This is a genomic window from Mycobacterium sp. GA-2829, from assembly GCF_001499965.1.
GTDB lineage: Bacteria > Actinomycetota > Actinomycetes > Mycobacteriales > Mycobacteriaceae > Mycobacterium.
Map to the genome: position 1 here is coordinate 1 of NZ_LQIT01000028.1, position 15,643 is coordinate 15,643.

Annotated in this window: 19 protein-coding genes; 5 read left to right on the forward strand and 14 right to left on the reverse strand. The window is 68.8% G+C overall.

The window, feature by feature from the left end:
* From AU194_RS17420 to AU194_RS17435, 4 genes are all read right to left on the reverse strand, one after another.
* A partial coding sequence (locus AU194_RS17420; RefSeq protein WP_059090506.1) for a hypothetical protein occupies positions 1-237 on the reverse strand: 237 nt, incomplete at its 3' end.
* Between the two features lie 33 nt (positions 238-270).
* Entirely contained in the window at positions 271-1,323 is a 1,053-nt protein-coding gene (locus AU194_RS17425) for a cupin domain-containing protein (protein WP_059090507.1), read from the reverse strand.
* Positions 1,324-1,338: 15 nt separating this feature from the next.
* Positions 1,339-1,602 carry a hypothetical protein gene (locus tag AU194_RS17430; RefSeq protein WP_059090508.1) on the reverse strand — a complete coding sequence of 88 codons (264 nt, stop codon included), beginning with the start codon at positions 1,600-1,602 and terminating at the stop codon, positions 1,339-1,341.
* A gap of 137 nt (positions 1,603-1,739) precedes the next feature.
* Positions 1,740-2,729 (reverse strand): LLM class F420-dependent oxidoreductase, encoded by a 990-nt coding sequence (locus AU194_RS17435; RefSeq protein ID WP_059090579.1) that lies wholly within the window; start codon positions 2,727-2,729, stop codon positions 1,740-1,742.
* A 79-nt stretch (positions 2,730-2,808) separates the two neighbouring features.
* Between AU194_RS17435 and AU194_RS17440 the strand changes: the two genes are divergently transcribed.
* Together AU194_RS17440 and AU194_RS17445 are read left to right on the forward strand one after the other, a co-directional pair.
* The gene (locus tag AU194_RS17440) at positions 2,809-3,234 is read left to right on the forward strand and encodes a pyridoxamine 5'-phosphate oxidase family protein (RefSeq protein WP_059090580.1); all 426 of its coding nucleotides are present in this window, start codon (positions 2,809-2,811) and stop codon (positions 3,232-3,234) included.
* Positions 3,234-3,809, forward strand: a complete 576-nt coding sequence (locus AU194_RS17445) for a bifunctional 2-polyprenyl-6-hydroxyphenol methylase/3-demethylubiquinol 3-O-methyltransferase UbiG (RefSeq protein WP_059090509.1) — start codon at positions 3,234-3,236, stop codon at positions 3,807-3,809. Before AU194_RS17440 ends, AU194_RS17445 begins: the two co-directional genes overlap by 1 nt.
* Here the strand turns inward: AU194_RS17445 and AU194_RS17450 are convergent.
* The 4 genes from AU194_RS17450 to AU194_RS17465 form a co-directional block, all read right to left on the reverse strand.
* Positions 3,788-5,242, reverse strand: a complete 1,455-nt coding sequence (locus AU194_RS17450; RefSeq protein ID WP_059090510.1) for a class I adenylate-forming enzyme family protein — start codon at positions 5,240-5,242, stop codon at positions 3,788-3,790. The two genes, AU194_RS17445 and AU194_RS17450, sit on opposite strands and share 22 nt — an antisense overlap.
* A 148-nt stretch (positions 5,243-5,390) precedes the next feature.
* Entirely contained in the window at positions 5,391-7,544 is a 2,154-nt protein-coding gene (locus AU194_RS17455) for a 3-hydroxyacyl-CoA dehydrogenase NAD-binding domain-containing protein (RefSeq protein ID WP_059090511.1), read from the reverse strand.
* Positions 7,545-7,553: 9 nt separating this feature from the next.
* Positions 7,554-8,765: an acetyl-CoA C-acetyltransferase gene (locus AU194_RS17460; RefSeq protein ID WP_059090512.1), complete on the reverse strand. Its 1,212-nt coding sequence runs from the start codon at positions 8,763-8,765 to the stop codon at positions 7,554-7,556.
* Positions 8,766-8,877: 112 nt separating this feature from the next.
* Positions 8,878-9,984, reverse strand: a complete 1,107-nt coding sequence (locus tag AU194_RS17465) for an alkene reductase (RefSeq protein WP_059090581.1) — start codon at positions 9,982-9,984, stop codon at positions 8,878-8,880.
* Positions 9,985-10,039: 55 nt separating this feature from the next.
* Between AU194_RS17465 and AU194_RS17470 the strand changes: the two genes are divergently transcribed.
* A complete protein-coding gene (locus AU194_RS17470; protein WP_059090513.1) occupies positions 10,040-11,209 on the forward strand; it encodes a pyridoxal phosphate-dependent aminotransferase in 1,170 nt (389 codons plus the stop codon).
* Here the strand turns inward: AU194_RS17470 and AU194_RS17475 are convergent.
* From AU194_RS17475 to AU194_RS17495, 5 genes are read right to left on the reverse strand one after another with little or no spacing between them, the layout of a single operon-like run.
* The gene (locus AU194_RS17475; protein ID WP_059090514.1) at positions 11,206-12,123 is read right to left on the reverse strand and encodes a TIGR03564 family F420-dependent LLM class oxidoreductase; all 918 of its coding nucleotides are present in this window, start codon (positions 12,121-12,123) and stop codon (positions 11,206-11,208) included. The two genes, AU194_RS17470 and AU194_RS17475, sit on opposite strands and share 4 nt — an antisense overlap.
* Positions 12,124-12,161: 38 nt before the next feature.
* Positions 12,162-12,605, reverse strand: coding sequence for an SRPBCC family protein (locus tag AU194_RS17480; protein ID WP_059090515.1), 444 nt, complete (start codon positions 12,603-12,605; stop codon positions 12,162-12,164).
* Between the two features lie 57 nt (positions 12,606-12,662).
* The gene (locus AU194_RS17485; protein WP_059090516.1) at positions 12,663-13,103 is read right to left on the reverse strand and encodes an SRPBCC family protein; all 441 of its coding nucleotides are present in this window, start codon (positions 13,101-13,103) and stop codon (positions 12,663-12,665) included.
* A 6-nt stretch (positions 13,104-13,109) separates the two neighbouring features.
* The gene (locus AU194_RS17490) at positions 13,110-13,556 is read right to left on the reverse strand and encodes an SRPBCC family protein (protein ID WP_059090517.1); all 447 of its coding nucleotides are present in this window, start codon (positions 13,554-13,556) and stop codon (positions 13,110-13,112) included.
* A gap of 35 nt (positions 13,557-13,591) precedes the next feature.
* Positions 13,592-14,038, reverse strand: a complete 447-nt coding sequence (locus AU194_RS17495; protein ID WP_059090582.1) for an SRPBCC family protein — start codon at positions 14,036-14,038, stop codon at positions 13,592-13,594.
* A 35-nt stretch (positions 14,039-14,073) separates the two neighbouring features.
* On the opposite strand from AU194_RS17495, the gene AU194_RS17500 reads away from it, so the two are divergent.
* Both AU194_RS17500 and AU194_RS17505 read left to right on the forward strand, forming a co-directional pair.
* Positions 14,074-14,421 (forward strand): UBP-type zinc finger domain-containing protein, encoded by a 348-nt coding sequence (locus tag AU194_RS17500; protein WP_059090518.1) that lies wholly within the window; start codon positions 14,074-14,076, stop codon positions 14,419-14,421.
* Positions 14,422-14,463: 42 nt separating this feature from the next.
* Positions 14,464-14,628 (forward strand): hypothetical protein, encoded by a 165-nt coding sequence (locus AU194_RS17505; RefSeq protein ID WP_369804145.1) that lies wholly within the window; start codon positions 14,464-14,466, stop codon positions 14,626-14,628.
* Between the two features lie 4 nt (positions 14,629-14,632).
* Here the strand turns inward: AU194_RS17505 and AU194_RS17510 are convergent, their stop codons facing one another.
* Positions 14,633-15,616 (reverse strand): NAD-dependent epimerase/dehydratase family protein, encoded by a 984-nt coding sequence (locus AU194_RS17510; protein ID WP_059090520.1) that lies wholly within the window; start codon positions 15,614-15,616, stop codon positions 14,633-14,635.
* Positions 15,617-15,643: the final 27 nt, after the last annotated feature.

The following is a 15,643-nucleotide window of genomic DNA, read 5'->3' on the forward strand; positions in this document are numbered from 1 at the left end:
CCCCTCCCAGTGCGAGGTGCCGTCCCCCAGGCGTACGCGGCCGGAGACGACGTAGAGCGTCGCCTCCTCGGGGGCCTCGTGCTCGTCGAGTTTGTTGCCGCCCGCCAGCGCGATCAGTGTCTGGCGCAGCGAGTGTTCGTGGCCGCCGTAGACGGTGTGGGCGCTGCGGCCGCTGTTGTGCGAACGGGCCAGTTCGAGTTGTTCGCGGGCGAGCGCGGTGAGAGAGATCTTCTCCATGTCTTTCGGTGTTCCCACTTCCTCTTCAGACAATCATGATCGGGGGTCGACCGGGTTCACCCGATTGACGATCAGCGGATCGGCGTTGGTGAACGGGAACTGCGGCAGATCGTCGATGTGCACATCGAACGTCGCCGCGAGCACCGCCCGCGAGTACGCGCTCGCCGACGCGCGGTAGCCGATGTCGGCGGGCGCCGGCTGGTCGAAGAAGATCGCGAAGTGCAGATCGGGTGCGTCGAACACCTCGATGTGGTGGGGATACGCGCGGGGAATGAAGTACATGTCGCCCTGCTGCAGATACCAGGTGTCGAGGCTGCCGTCGGGATTCATGACCGTCATCCGGGAACTGCCCGCGGCCACGTAACCCATCTCCGCGGTGGCCGGGTGCCAATGTGGTTCGCGCATACCGTCTTCACGGATGCGCAGCGAATACATCGACATGTCCTTGAGCGCGGGCCAGAACTGCACCCGGGCCAGCCGGGCCGATCCGACCGCGCTGCCCACGGGTGGGTTCTGGGCCTCCACGGCGAACTTGTGCGGATCGTTGAAGTACGCGTTCGCCGGGATCTCCGGGTCCCCCGTCCGCGCGGCCAGCCTGCGGTCGGAGGTGTCCCGGCGGATCGCGGCGAAATCGGCGGCGGGCAGGTCGTAGGTGTTGCCCAGCACCGCGTCGGTCATCGCGCCGAATGCGGCGCCGAGGCCGAAATCCTCCGGACGCTCGTGACGGAACGCGAGGACGAATTCGGCGGGCTCCTCGCCGATGTTCTCGATGTGGTGCAGCGATCCGGAGTCGATGTGGAACATCTCGCCGGGTCCGACGATGAACGACGAGAACTCGCTGCCGCTGTCGAGCACCGACACCAGTGACGTCCCCGAGATGCAGTAGGTCAGTTCGTTCGCATTGGCGTGCCAGTGCGGTGTGCGCATCGCCCCCGGGTTGATGACCAGACGCTTGATCGACAGCCCCGTCAGGATGGGCAGGGTGTCGGCGGTGACCCGGCGCATCGAGCCGAATTCGGACTCCTCGACGATCTCCCCGTCGAGCAACGAGGTGGAGTGCTGGCGCGCGTCCAGATTCACGGTCATGCGGGTTGCGTCCCCTCACTGCCCGTTGCGCGCTGAAGAGCGAAACTGGGCGCTGAGCAATGCATTTGGCCTACTGGCGTAGGCCGTCCAGGCGAGATCGTATCCCGGACGCGCACGCCACGCGATGAAAGCCGCCGAATCCACGGGCAACGGCAGCGGTACGGCGATGTCGGCCCTGCGGCCGGCGATCAGACGCTGCTGGCCCATCCACCAGTCCTGGTCGCGCCGCGTCGTGAGGTTCATGGTGACGGCCTCGGCCACCTCGACCGAACCGACCACCGGCGGTTCGGCGTCCCCTGGTTGATGGTGAAAACCCCGCTCGAGCCGAGCATCCGCCGCCCACCGCGTACCACAGGCTCATGGCGTTGTCCGGGAACCCGTGGTCGAACAGGCCTTTCGACTCCTGTAGCGGGGCCTCAACTCAGCGCCGGGATGACCTGCTGTTCGAACAACTCGATGCCCGACCGGTCGTACGCCGCCTCGGGGAAGTAGAGGATCGCGTACTCGCAGCCGAGATCGCGCATGCGGGTGAGCTTCTCGATGACCTGCTCGGGCGTTCCACTCGCCGACTCCGGCGCCGTCGCGGTGGACAGCATCGCGTTCACCGCATCCTTGTTGGCGACGCCGACCTGCCGCTCGCGCACTCGCTCGACCCGCGCGGCGACATCGTCCTCGGACTCGCCGATCACGGCGTTGAAGTTGGCCGACCGCACGATCGCGTCGTAGTCGGTGCCGACGTCGCGGCAGTGGTCGGCCAGCACCTGCGACTTGTGCTCGAACCCCTCGGGGTCGGAGGTGAAGTTGGTGTACTGGGCGTACTTGGCGGCGATCCGCAGCGTGACCTTCTCCCCGCCGCCGGCGATCCACAGCGGGATCCCGCTGTCCTGCAACGGTTTCGGCTGCACGATCGCATCGGTGATCTGATAGTGCTTACCGTCGAGGGTGGCCCGCCCGTCGCGCCAGGCGTCGCGCATGATCTGCACCCCCTCGTCGAGGCGGCCCAACCGCTCACCGGCCGACGGGAAACCGTAACCGTAAGCCCGCCATTCGTGTTCGTACCAGCCGCCGCCGATGCCCATCTGCACGCGGCCGCCGGAGATGACGTCGACGGTCGCGGCGACCTTGGCCAGATAGGCCGGGTTGCGGTAGCTCATCGCGGTGCACATCTGGCCGAGTTTGATGCGCGACGTCGTCGCCGCGTAGGCGGCCATCAGCGACCACGCCTCGTGGGTGGCCTCGTCGGTCGGGACCGGGACTGTGTGGAAGTGGTCGTAGACCCACAGCGAGTCCCACGCGGTGCCGTCGGCGTAGGCGGCCAGGTCCGACATCACCCGCCAGTGCTCCTCGACCGGAATACCGACGAGATCGAGCCGCCAACCCTGCGGAATGAACAGTCCGAAGCGCATGACCTCAGACTGTAGACCCGGCAGCGGGGGTTTCGGCGACTTGCGGACAGTGTCGGTCGCCCTCACTACCCTCGCGAACATGGCCCTATCGAAAGACGACCGCGAAGGATTCCTCGCCGAACCCCATGTCGCCGCGCTCTCGGTCACCGCCGGGCCCGAGCGCGGACCGCTGACCGTCCCGGTCTGGTACCAGTACTTCCCCGGCGGGGAGCCCTGGGTGCTCACCGGCGCCGGCTCCCGCAAACACCGGCTGATCGAGGCGGCCGGCCACTTCTCGCTGATGGTCGAGCGCGTCGAGCCGACGGTGCGCTACGTCGCCGTCGACGGTCCGGTCAGCCGCATCGAACCCGCGACCGACGACCACCTCGTCGAGGTGTCGAAACGCTACCTCCCACCCCAGGCGCTGGAGCCCTACCTGGAGGTGGCCCGCCGCGAACACGGGGAGAGCGTGGTGATCCACCTCCGCCCCCAGCACTGGTTGTCGTCGGACCTCGGCTCATTCTGATGTCCTCGCGGCACCGGTTGTTCACGGTGTTCTACCGCCTCGGCTTCACGCCGTGGGACGGTCATCCGCTGGCCGCGACGCTGCGCGACCTCGTCGAAGGCGACCGCGCGCTCCCGCCGGGCACCGCGCTCGACGTCGGATGCGGCACCGGGGACACGGCGATCTACCTCGCCGAGCACGGTTGGCGGGTGACCGGCGCCGACTACGTCGACCGGGCGCTGGGCAAGGCGCGCGCCAAGGCCGCGGCCAGGGGTGTGCTGGGCAGCTTCGTCCGCGCCGACGCCACCCGGCTGTCCGCCGAGGGGCTCGGGGGCGACTTCGACCTGATCGTCGACAACGGCTGCCTGCACGGGATGCCCGCCGACGACCGCGACGCCTACGTCCGCGAGGTCACCGCCGTCGCCGCGCCCGGCGCGCACCTGCTGATCAACGCGTTCATCCCGGGCGGCTCGTTCGGGGTGTCCGGCATCGACCCCGACGAGGTGCGGCGCCGCTTCGCCGGCGACTGGACGCTGCAGGACACCACCGTCGAATCCGGGGGTGCGGCCCGCTCCTACCTGTTCACCCGGTCGTAGAGCGCGGCGACGTCGGGCAGCCGCACCTTGAGCGACGGCGTCCGGGGCAGTTCGTCGACCGCCACGACGGCGACCGGCACGTGGTGCACCGGCAGCGCTGCGCGCACCCACTCGCGCAGTTCGTCGCTGTCCGGAACCGGTTGTCCGCGTGCGGGTTCCACCGCCGCGAACGGAACCTGCCCCAGACGCTCGTCGGGCACCCCGACCACGCACGCGTCCCGCACACCCGGGTGGGTGAGCAGACGGCCGCGCACCGTCTCGGGCAGGATCTTGAACCCACCCCGGATGATCGCGCCGTCGGCCCGGCCGTGAAGGGTGACGAACCCGTCGGCGTCCATCGCCGCGATGTCGGTGGTGCGGATCCAGTCCGGCGACAGCACCGCGATGCGCGCCTCGAGCACACCCTGCTGTCCGGCGGGGACCTCGGCACCGGTGTCCGGGTCGACGATGCGCACCTCGGTGTCGGGCAGCGGACGGCCGACGCTGTCGCGTTTGGCCGGGCCGAAGCGCAAGACGAGATCCGGCGTCCACGCACACACCGACCCCGCGAATTCCGTGGCCCCGTAGGCCAATTGGATCGGGATGCCGAAGTGCCGTTCGAATTCGTCTCGGGTCGCCGGATCCAGCGGACCCGACGCGCTGATCAGGAACTGCAGTGACGCCAGGTCCGCGGCGGGGACGTCGGCGTCGAGCAGCATCCGCACCACCGCCGGTTGCACCCCGGCGCGCGGGATGCGGTGGGTGCGCACCGCGCGCACCCAGTCGTCGACGCTGAAGCGCTCCAGCAGCACGATGCGCTTGCCGGTCGCGAAACCGGCGATCAACTGGCACACCCCGATCCCGCCGAACGGCCAGTAGGACAGCTCCGGCGGATCCTCGGGCGATGCGAACAGTCCACCCGTCACGCTGAACACCGTGCGCTCGAGGACGGCCTCGCCGATCGCCTGCCGCTTGGGCGGGCCGGTGGTGCCGGAGGTGAGGATCGACAGGCCCGCCGACGGCGCCGCCGTCACCGGCGCACCTTTCGCCATGACACGCGGACCGTCCGGCGAAAGAGCAACGCCGCCAACGCCACACCGCGTCACCGCATCGAGCACCGGCACCGTCCAGTCCTCGAGGTCGGCGACGACGGCGGCCGGCCGCAGCTGTTCGACGTCGCGGGCGATGGCCTCCGGCGACTGGAACGAGTAGATCATCGACACCCACCGGCCGCCGGCGAGCGAACCGGCGATCGCGGCGGCGTGCGGCAGCCGGTTGCGCACCACCAGGCCGATCGGTGCGTGCGGGCCTGCGCCCGCGTCACGCAGGGCGGCGTCGACAGCGGCCGCGTACCCCGTCACCTCGTCGCCGCTGTGCCACCGGCCCTCGAACTCGATGCACGGCCGAGCGCCGTAGCTGGTGAAGCCTGCCGCGAACGTTTCGGTGAAGCCCACGCTGGCAGGCTAACGGCGCGGCGCGGGCTGAGTTATTGCATTGAGGGTCGTGATCGTGGGGAAATCACGACCCTGAGCGCAATCTCTCGGCCCCGAACGGCACGAAACCCCCGCGACGAAACGTCGCGGGGGTCCGTGGTGGTGCGAACTACTTGGTCAGCGACTCCGGCGGGGTGAACCGGTCGCCGTAGCGCTCGGCCAGCTGCTTGGCCCGCGCGACGAACGCCTCCTTACCGCGGCCGAGCTCGCCCTCGTAGCCGACGATGTACTGCGCGCTACCGCCGGTGTAGGGCGGGTAGCCGATGCCCATGATCGAACCGATGTTGGCGTCGGCGGTCGAGGTGAGCACCCCTTCGTCGAGGCACTTCTGCGTCTCGATCGCCTCGGCGAACAGCATGCGGTCGATCATGTCCTGCAGGGGGATATCCGCTTTGCCCGACCCGAAGGTCTCGCGCAGGCCCGGCCACAGACCGGTGCGCTTCCCGTCGACGTACTCATAGAAGCCGGCACCCTTCAAGCGGCTGGGTCGGCCGATCTCGATCATCTTGTTGACGACGGCCTCCGCCGGATGCGCATCGTGCGTACCGCCCGCGGCCTCGGTGGCCTTACGGGTCTCGGTCGCGATCTTCTGCATGAGCTCGAGGTTGAGCTCGTCGGACAGCTGCAGCGGCGGCGCCGGGTAGCCGGCCATGCTGCCTGCCCGCTCGATGCTCGCCGGCTCCACACCCTCACCGAGCATCGCCAGCGCCTCGTTGACGAAGGTGCCGATGACGCGGCTGGTGAAGAAGCCACGGCTGTCGTTGACCACGATCGGGGTCTTGCCGATCGCCAGCGTGTAGTCGAACACCCGGGCCAACGCCTCGTCGGAGGTCTTCTCGCCCTTGATGATCTCGACCAGCGGCATCTTGTCGACCGGGGAGAAGAAGTGGATGCCGATGAAGTCCTCCTGGCGCTTGACGCCGGTCGCCAGACCGGTGATCGGCAGCGTGGAGGTGTTCGAGCCGAGCAGCGCGTTGGGCTCGACGATGTCCTCGATCTCCTGGAAGACCTTGTGTTTGAGGTCCTGGTTCTCGAACACGGCCTCGATCACGAAGTCGACGCCCTTGAGATCCTGCGGGTCGGCCGCCGGGGTGATCCGGGCCAGCAGCGCCTCGGACTTCTCCTTGGTGGTCTTGCCGCGCTCGAGCGCCTTGGCCTCGATCTTCTCGGAGTACGCCTTACCCTTCTGCGCGTTCTCCAGGCTGACGTCCTTGAGCACGACGTCGTAGCCGGCCTTGGCCGACACGTAGGCGATACCGGCGCCCATCATGCCCGCGCCGAGCACGCCGATCTTCTTGATCTGCTGCTTCTCGATACCGTCCGGGCGCGACCCGCCGCCGTTGATCGTCTGCAGATCCAGGAAGAACGCCTGGATCATGTTCTTCGCGACCTGGCCGGTCACCAGGCTGGTGAAGTAGCGGCTCTCGATGCGGCTGGCCGAGTCGAAGTCGACCTGCGCACCCTCGACGGCGGCGTCGAGAATCGCCCGCGGTGCCGGCATCGGCGCACCCTTGAGCTGCTTTTTCAGCAGCGCCGGGAACGACGGCAGGATGCTCGCCAGACCGGGGCTCGACGGGGTGCCGCCGGGCATCTTGTAGCCCTTGGCATCCCACGGCTGGGTGTGGGCCTCGGGATTCGCCTTGATCCACGCCTTGGCAGCCGGGACGAGTTCGTCGATGCTGCCGACCAGTTCGTCGACCAGGCCGATTTCCTTGGCCTTGCCGGGCTTGAAGCGGGTGCCCTGCGAGAGCACCTCCATGAACGCCTTCTGGATGCCGAACATCCGCACAGTGCGGGTGACGCCGCCACCGCCGGGCAGCAGGCCCAGCGTGACCTCGGGCAGCCCGATGACGCTGCCCTTGACGTCGGCGGCGACGCGGTGGTGGGTGGCCAGCGCGATCTCCAGGCCGCCGCCGAGCGCGGCGCCGTTGATGGCCGCGACGACCGGCTTGCCGAGGGTCTCGAGCTTGCGCAGGTCGGCCTTGATCGACTCGACGTTCTCGAACACGGCTTGCGCGTCGTCCGGGCCGGTGTTGATCATGCTCTTGAGGTCACCGCCGGCGAAGAAGGTCTTCTTCGCGCTGGTGATGACGACGCCGGTGACGGAGTCGTCTGCCGCAAGCCGTGCCAACTTCTCGACGGCGTTGTGCATCGACTCCTTGTAGTGGTCGTTCATCACGTTGGCCGACCCGGTCGGATCGTCCAGCGTGAGGGTCACGATGCCGTCGGAGTCCTGCTCCCACTTGATGGTGTTCTCAGCCATGGTTGTCTCCTAGACCCGCTCGATGATGGTGGCCACGCCCATGCCGCCGCCCACGCACAGCGTGATCAGCGCGCGCCGGGCACCCCGGCGCTCGAGCTCGTCGACCATGGTTCCGGTGATCATCGCGCCGGTGGCACCCAGCGGGTGGCCGAAGGCGATGGCGCCGCCGTTGACGTTGAGCTTCTCGTCGGGGATGTTGAGGTCCTTCTGGAACTTCAGCACCACCGAGGCGAACGCCTCGTTCAGCTCGAACAGGTCGATGTCGTCGACGGTCAGACCCGCACGGTCGAGCACCTTCTTGGTCGCCGGCGTCGGGCCGGTGAGCATGATGACCGGATCGGCGCCGCTGGTGGCGGTCGCCACGATGCGGGCACGCGGGGTCAGGCCCTGCGAGGTGCCGGCTTTCTCGCTGCCGACGAGCACCAGGGCGGCGCCGTCGACGATGCCCGAGCTGTTACCGCCGGTGTGGACGTGGTTGATCTTCTCGACGTAGTGGTACTTCTGCAGCGCCACATCGTCGAAGCCGCCCATCGCGCCGATGCCGTCGAACGCGGTCTTGAGCTTGCCGAGGCTCTCGACGGTCGAGCCGGGACGCATGTGCTCGTCGTGGTCGAGGACGACCAGACCGTTCTGGTCGCGCACCGGAACCACGGATTTGGCGAAGTACCCGCCCGACCATGCTGCCGCGGCGCGCTCCTGGCTGCGGGCGGCGTAGGCGTCGACGTCTTCGCGCGAGAAGCCCTCGATGGTGGCGATCAGGTCGGCGCCGATGCCCTGCGGGACGAAGCCGATCCGGTAGTTGGTCTCCGGATCCGCGGCCCAGGCGCCGCCGTCGGAGCCCATCGGAACGCGGCTCATCGACTCGACGCCACCGGCCAGCACCAGGTCGTCCCAGCCGGAGCGGACCTTCTGCGCGGCGGTGTTGACCGCCTCCAGCCCCGAGGCGCAGAACCGGTTGAGCTGCACGCCACCGGTGGTGTCGGGCAGCCCGGCCGCCAGCACCGCGGTACGTGCGATGTCGCCGCCCTGATCGCCGACCGGCGAGACGACGCCGAGGACGACGTCGCTGATCAGCGTCTCGTCCAGGTCGGGGTGGCGACGACGGATTTCGTCGATCAGGCCGGTCACCAGGTTCAGCGGCTTGACCTCGTGCAATGAACCGTTGCGTTGCTTGCCGCGAGGCGTGCGGATCGCCTCGTAGATGAAGGCTTCTTCAGACATGTGCGCGAGCGTAACAGCACAAACCAACCTGTTGGTTGGCCGGTCGCGATCTTGCCGCGACCAGACACAGATTCGCGCGCTATGGCCGCTCAGCACCCGAATCTGTGACTGCTCACGCCGACTCCGGAGCCTCCAGCTCGGCGAGCGTCGGGTAGTCGACGTAGCCGACCGGCCCCGGGGAGTAAAAGGTGGCGACCTCGGGTTCGTTGAGTTCCGCGCCGAGCACCAGCCGGTCGATCAGGTCGGGGTTGGCCAGGAACGCCCGGCCGACGGCGACGGCGCTGACCGCACCCCATTCGGCGAAGCTCTCCAGCTGGCAGAAGTCCGTGTCGGTCTCGCGGCCGGTGTTCAGTACGAACACCCCCGACCACAGCGCCCGGATCGCCCCGAATGTCGTCTTGGTCGGGTCGATCAGCACGTGCAGGTATGCCAGGCCCAGCGGGGCTATCCGGTCGAGCAGTGCCTCATAGGTCGAGACCGGATCGTTCTCCCGGACGTCGCCGACCCCGTTCCCGGGTGAGATGCGCAGCCCGACGCGGCCGGCCCCGATCTCGTCGACGACGGCTTCCACGACCTCGGCGGTCAGCCTCGCGCGGTTCTGCGGTGAACCGCCGTAGGCGTCGGTGCGTTGGTTGACGACGTCGGACTGGAACTGGTGCAGCAGGTAGCCGTTGGCGCCGTGGATCTCCACCCCGTCCATCCCGGCGTCGACGGCCCGGCGGGCGGCGGCGCGGAAGTCGGCGACGACCTGGGGGATCTCGTCGGTCTCGAGCGCCCGCGGCACCTCCAGCGGCTGCTTCCCCGCCGGGGTGTGGGCGGACATGTCCGCGGCCACCGCCGACGGCGCGACCGGCTGCAGACCGCTGATGTCGGGGTGGCCCATCCGGCCGACGTGCCACAACTGCATGAAGATGCGGCCACCCGCGTCGTGCACCGCCGCGGCGACCTGTGCCCACTTCTGCTGGTGGCGGTCGGTGTAGATGCCCGGGGTGTTGACGTAGGCGCCGTTGCCGACGGCGGAGACGGCGGTGGCCTCGGTGATGACGATGCCCGCCGACGCCCGCTGGCTGTAGTACTGAGCGGCCAGCGGCGACGGGGTCGCGTCGTCCTGTGCGCGGGACCTGGTCAGCGGTGCCATGAACACCCGGTTGCCCGCGAACGTGTCGCCGACCATCAGCGGAGTCAGCAGGGTCGCGTTGTCATCGAATTTGAAAGCCACGTCGGGTGCAGACGCCACGCGCGCCGGTTTCATTCCCGTCGTTACGCTCGAAGCCATGACGGTGTCGAGGTTGCGGCCGTACGCGGTCACGGTGTTCGCCGAGATGTCGGCGCTGGCCACGCGCATCGGCGCGGTGAATCTCGGGCAGGGGTTCCCCGACGAGGACGGCCCGGCCTCGATGCTCGACGCGGCCCGCGCCGCGATCGCCGACGGGGTGAACCAGTACCCGCCCGGCCTGGGCATCGCACCGCTGCGGGAAGCCATTGCCGCGCAACGCAAACGGATCCACGGCGTCGACTACGACCCGGACACCGAGGTGCTGGTGACCAACGGCGCCACCGAAGCGATCGCCGCGGCGGTGCTCGGTCTGGTCGAGCCGGGCTCCGAGGTGCTGCTCATCGAACCGTTCTACGACTCCTACTCGCCGGTGATCGCGATGGCCGGCTGCCACCGCGTCGCGGTCCCGATGACCGAACACGGCCGCGGTTTCGCGATCGATGTCGAGGGGCTGCGCGCTGCGATCACGCCCCGCACCAGGGCGCTGTTCGTCAACACCCCGCACAACCCGACCGGCATGGTGGCCTCCGACGCCGAACTCACCGCGATCGCCGAACTGGCCGTCGCACACGATCTGCTCATCTTCACCGACGAGGTCTACGAACATCTGGTCTTCGACGGGCGCAGACACCTGCCGCTGGCGGCGTATCCCGGGATGGCCGAACGCACGGTCACGCTCTCCAGCGCGGCCAAGATGTTCAACGTGACCGGCTGGAAGGTCGGCTGGGCGTGTGGCCCTGCCGATCTCATCGCCGGGGTGCGTGCGGCCAAGCAGTACCTCACCTATGTCGGCGGGGCGCCGTTCCAGCCCGCGGTCGCCCATGCGCTCAACCACGAGGACCGATGGGTGACGGAGTTGCGGGACTCGCTGCAGGCCAAACGGGACCGGCTCGGCACGGCGCTGACCGAGCTGGGCTTCGCGGTGCACGACAGTGCGGGCACCTACTTCCTGTGCGCGGACCCGCGTCCGCTCGGCTACGACGACAGCACCACGTTCTGTGCCGATCTGCCGCAGCGGGCCGGGGTCGCGGCGATCCCGATGTCGGCGTTCTGCGATCCGGAGTCACCGCACATCGACCGGTGGAACCACTTGGTGCGCTTCGCATTCTGTAAACGTGACGACACCCTCGACGAGGCGATCCGCCGGTTGCAGGTGCTGCGTCGTTAGAGCGACGCCGCCACCTCCCGCACCGCGGCCACCGATGCGGCGTCCGACCGCCCGACCGGGCTGAGCACCACCTCGTCGGCACCGGCGTCGAGGTAGCGCTGCAACTGCCGCATCACTGCATCGGCCGGGCCCGCGGCCGCCAATTCCACAGGCCCACTGACGTTCTCGCGCGCGATGATCTTCTGGTACGACGGAATCGACTCGTAGAAACTCAGCGCGGCGGCCACCTCTTCGCGCGCCGTGTCCGCGTCGTCGTCGACCAGCACCGGCACCATCGCCACGATCTTCGGGGTGGGCCTGCCCGCCTCGGCCGCCGCCTTGGCGAGGGTCGGTGCGATGAACTCGGCGATCGAGCGCGGCCCCGCCAGATACGGCATGGTTCCGTCGGCGAGCTCACCGGTGACGCGTAGCGCTTTCGGCCCCATGGCCGCGACGTAGATCGGGATCGGGGTGCCGCCGGGCACCCGGACCGGCCACTGGGGTGCGGCGGACAGGTACTCGCCGTGGTAGTCCACCGCCGCGGTGTCGAAGATCGCGCGCAGCACGCTGAGGTGTTCGCGCAGCCGGCCCACCGGGTCGGGCCAGTCGATGCCGAACGCCGGACGTTCGACGGCGCGGGCGCCGAGCCCGAGCCCGAGGCTGAAGTTGCCGTGGGACGCCGCCTGGGCGGTCTGCGCCGCCGAGGCGACCAGCAGCGGGTGGCGTGGGTTGATCGGGACGACCGAGGTGCCGACGCCGAGGCCGGAGACCGCGGCACCGATGAGACCCGCCAGCGCGATGGCGTCGTAGTCGACGCGCTGCGGCAGCCAGATCCGCTCGATCCCGAGCTGGTGGGCGGCGGCGGACTGGGCGATCGCGTCGTCGACCGCGTTCTCCGCGTCGGGGCTGATGTTGACGATGAGTCCGGTAGGCATGTCCGGCACAACCCGTCACCGGCCCACAGTGTTCCTTTTTACTCAGCGTGCGTCTTGGCCATGACGCGAGCGCGCAACCCTTCCGTCGCCGAGTGCAGGACGATCCGCTTGGCGCGCTTGACGAGGAACTGCGGTAGCGGCGCCGAGGGGTCGACGACGACGTCGAACCGCACGCGGGTGCGGTCCCCCTCGCGGGTGAGGTTGTACTCGACGTGCTGGCCGCGCTGCTGGAAGGTGTCCTCGGCGTCCCACACCACCCAGTTCCGGCCCCAGTGGTATTCGAGGATCTCGTTGTCGGTGACGCCCATCAGCCGCAGTGTGGCCTTGACCCGGTGCGGCCGGCCGTCGGGATGGCGGTCGAGCACGGTCACCTTCTTGTACACCGACGACCACGACGGCAGCGCCTCGATGTCGGCGAGCACGTCGAGGATGGCCTCTGGCGGGGCTTCGAAGACCACTTCACGGGATGCGCGAACGGCCATGCCTCAATCTAGCGACCGCAGCGGGACTTTCAACGGGTTCGGCCGAAGAACCTTCGCTCAGCCCTTCTTGAGTTTCAGCACCCGTTTGCGCAGCCCGTCGGTGGCCGTCTCCATCAGCCCCTTGGCACCCTTCTTCACGAGGAATCCGGGCAGCGGCACCGTGGGGTCGACGGTCAGCTCGAACCGCACCGTGGTCTTGTCGCCGTCCGGGGTCAGGGTGTACCGGCCGTCCTGGGCGCGTTGCTGTTTCGAGCTCACCAGCGTCCAGCTCACCCCGTCGTCGTGGACGGAGTAGTCGAGCACCTGCTCGTCACTGACCCCGACTATCTTGACCACCTGACGAGACCGTTTCGGCCGCCCCTCCTCGTCGCGTTCGAGGATCTCCACTTCCTGGTGAGCAGAGGACCACTCGGTCAGCGACTCGAGGTCGTAGAGCACGTCCAGGATCTCGTCGGCACTGGCTTCGATGACGACTTCCCGCGATTCGGTGATGGCCATGGAACCCTATGTGCCACTCTTCGTCACCTTCAAAACCTGTTTGCGCAAACCGTCGGTGGCGGTCTCCATCGCACCCTTCATCGCGCGCTTCATGACGAATCCGGGCAGCGGCACCGACGGGTCGACGGTGATCTCGAACCGCACCTTGGTCTTGGTGCCGTCCTGGGTGAGCGTGTAGGTGGCGTCCTGGCTCTTGAGCTGACCCGCGCTGACCAACGTCCAGCTCGCGGAGCTGTCGGTCCAGGTGTACTCGACGACCTGCTCGTCGCTGATCCCGGCGGCCTTGACCTTCATCTTCACCCGGCGCGGCCTGCCGTCGGGGTGGGTCTCGAGGATCTCGGCGCTCTGGTACTGCGGCGACCAGTCCGGGGTCGACTCGACGTCGGCGATGACGTCGAGGATCTGAGCGGGGGTTGCTTCGATGACGACTTCACGCGAATCGTTGACGGCCATGCGGTGACCCTAGCGACACCGATGCCGCCGCGGGATCAGTTGGCCCGCTTACGCACCTCGAGCACCCGTTTGCGCAAACCGTGGGTTGCGGTGTCGATGACGCCCTTGGCGGCCCGGCGCAGCAGGAATCCCGGCATCGGCATGATCGGGTCGACGGTGACCTCGAAGCGCACGCGGGTCCGGTCACCCTCGGGGGTCAGTTGGTAGCGCGCGTCCTGGGAGCGCTGATAGGTGGAGCTCAGCAGCGTCCAGCCGTAACCGTCGTCGTGGTAGGTGAGCGCGATCTCCTGGACGTCGGTGATGCCGACCGTGGTGACCGTGGCGCGGCTGCGGGTCGGTCTGCCCTGCTCGTCGCGTTCGAGCACTTCCGAACTGCGATGCGCGGCAGACCATTCCGGCAGCGCCTCGAGATCGAGCATCACCGGCAGGATCTCCTCGACCGGCGCCTCGATCACGACCTCGCGGGACTCCCGAATGGCCACAGCCGCGACCATACGCCGGCGTAGGCTCCCCCGGTATGACCGAGGCGATCGACCCCGCGGTAGCGCCGAGCGGAACCGGCTGCGCCGAATGCGAAGCGGCGAGCGGATGGTGGGTGCATCTGCGACGGTGTGCGGCGTGCGGGCACATCGGCTGCTGCGACGACTCCCTGGCCCGCCATGCGGCCGCGCACTGGCGCGAGACGGGCCACCCGGTCATCCGGTCGTTCGAGCCGGGTGAGGACTGGTTCTGGAACTACGAAACCGACAGCTATTACGACGGTCCCACGCTGGCCGACCCGCAGGCCCACCCGCCCGACCAACCCACGCCGGGCCCGCGGGGCCGGGTACCGGCGGACTGGGTACAGCAACTGCGCGGCCGCTGACCACGTCGTTTCCCCATGCCCGGGGCCGGGTACCACCGTCCGGTGAGCAACGACCCGAAGACCGCGGAAACCGACAAAGGCCCCGACAACGCCAAGGACGACGTCGTCAGCGACCCCGGCGAGGGCGCGGGCGACCGCGTCGACTGGTCCAGCGAGGGCGGCGCGACTCCCAGCGGACCGGCCGACACCGGTGACGACACGCAGTGACCCGTTAGTGGATGGTGCTCGCCAGCGCTGAAAGCGCCTCGGCGGCGGTGTATCTCGGCGTCCAGCCGAGCTGCCGCCTGGCTTTGGAGGTATCCATCACCACCGATGTGCGGCCCGCGTGCAGCCACTCCAGCGCCGACGGTACGAACGGCAACCGCGCCACCACCTCCGACGTCGCCACCGCCGCCACCCGCGGCACTCGCACAGGCCGTGCGCCGAGCGCCTCGGCGACATCCGACATCGACAGCACGCCGTCGCCGGCGATGTTGTAGGCGCCGGGCGGGGCCGATGTGGTCGCGGCGATCGCGATGGCCGACGCGACGTCGTCATGGTGGACCAGCTGCAGCGGGGTGCCCGGATCCGGGAACGGCGGTTTGAGCAGCGGCAGCGCCTGGGTCACCCGGCGGACCGGGCCGGGTAGCTGATTCCACGGCATCGCATCGGCCAGTGCGGGCGCCTTGGGCCCGACCACGATGCACGGCCGCAGCACGAACACCTCCAGGTCCGAGCCCGCGGTGATCTCGTCCAGCGCGGCCTCGCACGCCGCCTTCTGCTCGGAGTAGTAATGCTCCGACGACCCGCGCGGCGGCACGTCCTCGGTGATCGGCACCGGATTGTCCGAGTGGTAGCCGTAGGCGGAGACCGAGGAGGTGTAGACGAGCCGGCGTGGCCGTGCCGCGGCGACCGTCGCCTCGAACACGTTGCGGGTGCCCGCCAGGTTGATCCGAGCGCTCTCCTCCCGCGATCCCAGGATGATGAACGCCAGGTGCACCACCACGTCGACATCGGCGACGAGCGCGTCGACCGCGGACCGGTCGAGGATGTCGCCCTGCCGGTAGGTGGTCTTCGTCCAGCCGCGCTCCTTCGGATCGAAGGGACGCCTGGCCATTCCGATGATCTCGGTGACATCGGGATGGTCTTCGAGCGCCTCGATCGCCGAGATGCCGATGTCCCCGGTGGGCCCGGTGACCGCCACACGCAATGACATGAGCGTGAAGTTCCCGGTCTGCCATCG

Excerpts from the sequence above, each read along its gene's own strand:
- AU194_RS17470 (WP_059090513.1), top strand. The coding sequence starts at position 10,040 with ATGACGGTGTCGAGGTTGCGGCCGTACGCGGTCACGGTGTTCGCCGAG.
- AU194_RS17510 (WP_059090520.1), bottom strand. The coding sequence starts at position 15,616 with ATGTCATTGCGTGTGGCGGTCACCGGGCCCACCGGGGACATCGGCATC.
- AU194_RS17460 (WP_059090512.1), bottom strand. The coding sequence starts at position 8,765 with ATGTCTGAAGAAGCCTTCATCTACGAGGCGATCCGCACGCCTCGCGGC.
- AU194_RS17425 (WP_059090507.1), bottom strand. The coding sequence starts at position 1,323 with ATGACCGTGAATCTGGACGCGCGCCAGCACTCCACCTCGTTGCTCGAC.
- AU194_RS17500 (WP_059090518.1), top strand. The coding sequence starts at position 14,074 with ATGACCGAGGCGATCGACCCCGCGGTAGCGCCGAGCGGAACCGGCTGC.
- AU194_RS17440 (WP_059090580.1), top strand. The coding sequence starts at position 2,809 with ATGGCCCTATCGAAAGACGACCGCGAAGGATTCCTCGCCGAACCCCAT.
- AU194_RS17475 (WP_059090514.1), bottom strand. The coding sequence starts at position 12,123 with ATGCCTACCGGACTCATCGTCAACATCAGCCCCGACGCGGAGAACGCG.
- AU194_RS17445 (WP_059090509.1), top strand. The coding sequence starts at position 3,234 with ATGTCCTCGCGGCACCGGTTGTTCACGGTGTTCTACCGCCTCGGCTTC.
- AU194_RS17490 (WP_059090517.1), bottom strand. The coding sequence starts at position 13,556 with ATGGCCGTCAACGATTCGCGTGAAGTCGTCATCGAAGCAACCCCCGCT.
- AU194_RS17455 (WP_059090511.1), bottom strand. The coding sequence starts at position 7,544 with ATGGCTGAGAACACCATCAAGTGGGAGCAGGACTCCGACGGCATCGTG.
- AU194_RS17480 (WP_059090515.1), bottom strand. The coding sequence starts at position 12,605 with ATGGCCGTTCGCGCATCCCGTGAAGTGGTCTTCGAAGCCCCGCCAGAG.
- AU194_RS17485 (WP_059090516.1), bottom strand. The coding sequence starts at position 13,103 with ATGGCCATCACCGAATCGCGGGAAGTCGTCATCGAAGCCAGTGCCGAC.
- AU194_RS17435 (WP_059090579.1), bottom strand. The coding sequence starts at position 2,729 with ATGCGCTTCGGACTGTTCATTCCGCAGGGTTGGCGGCTCGATCTCGTC.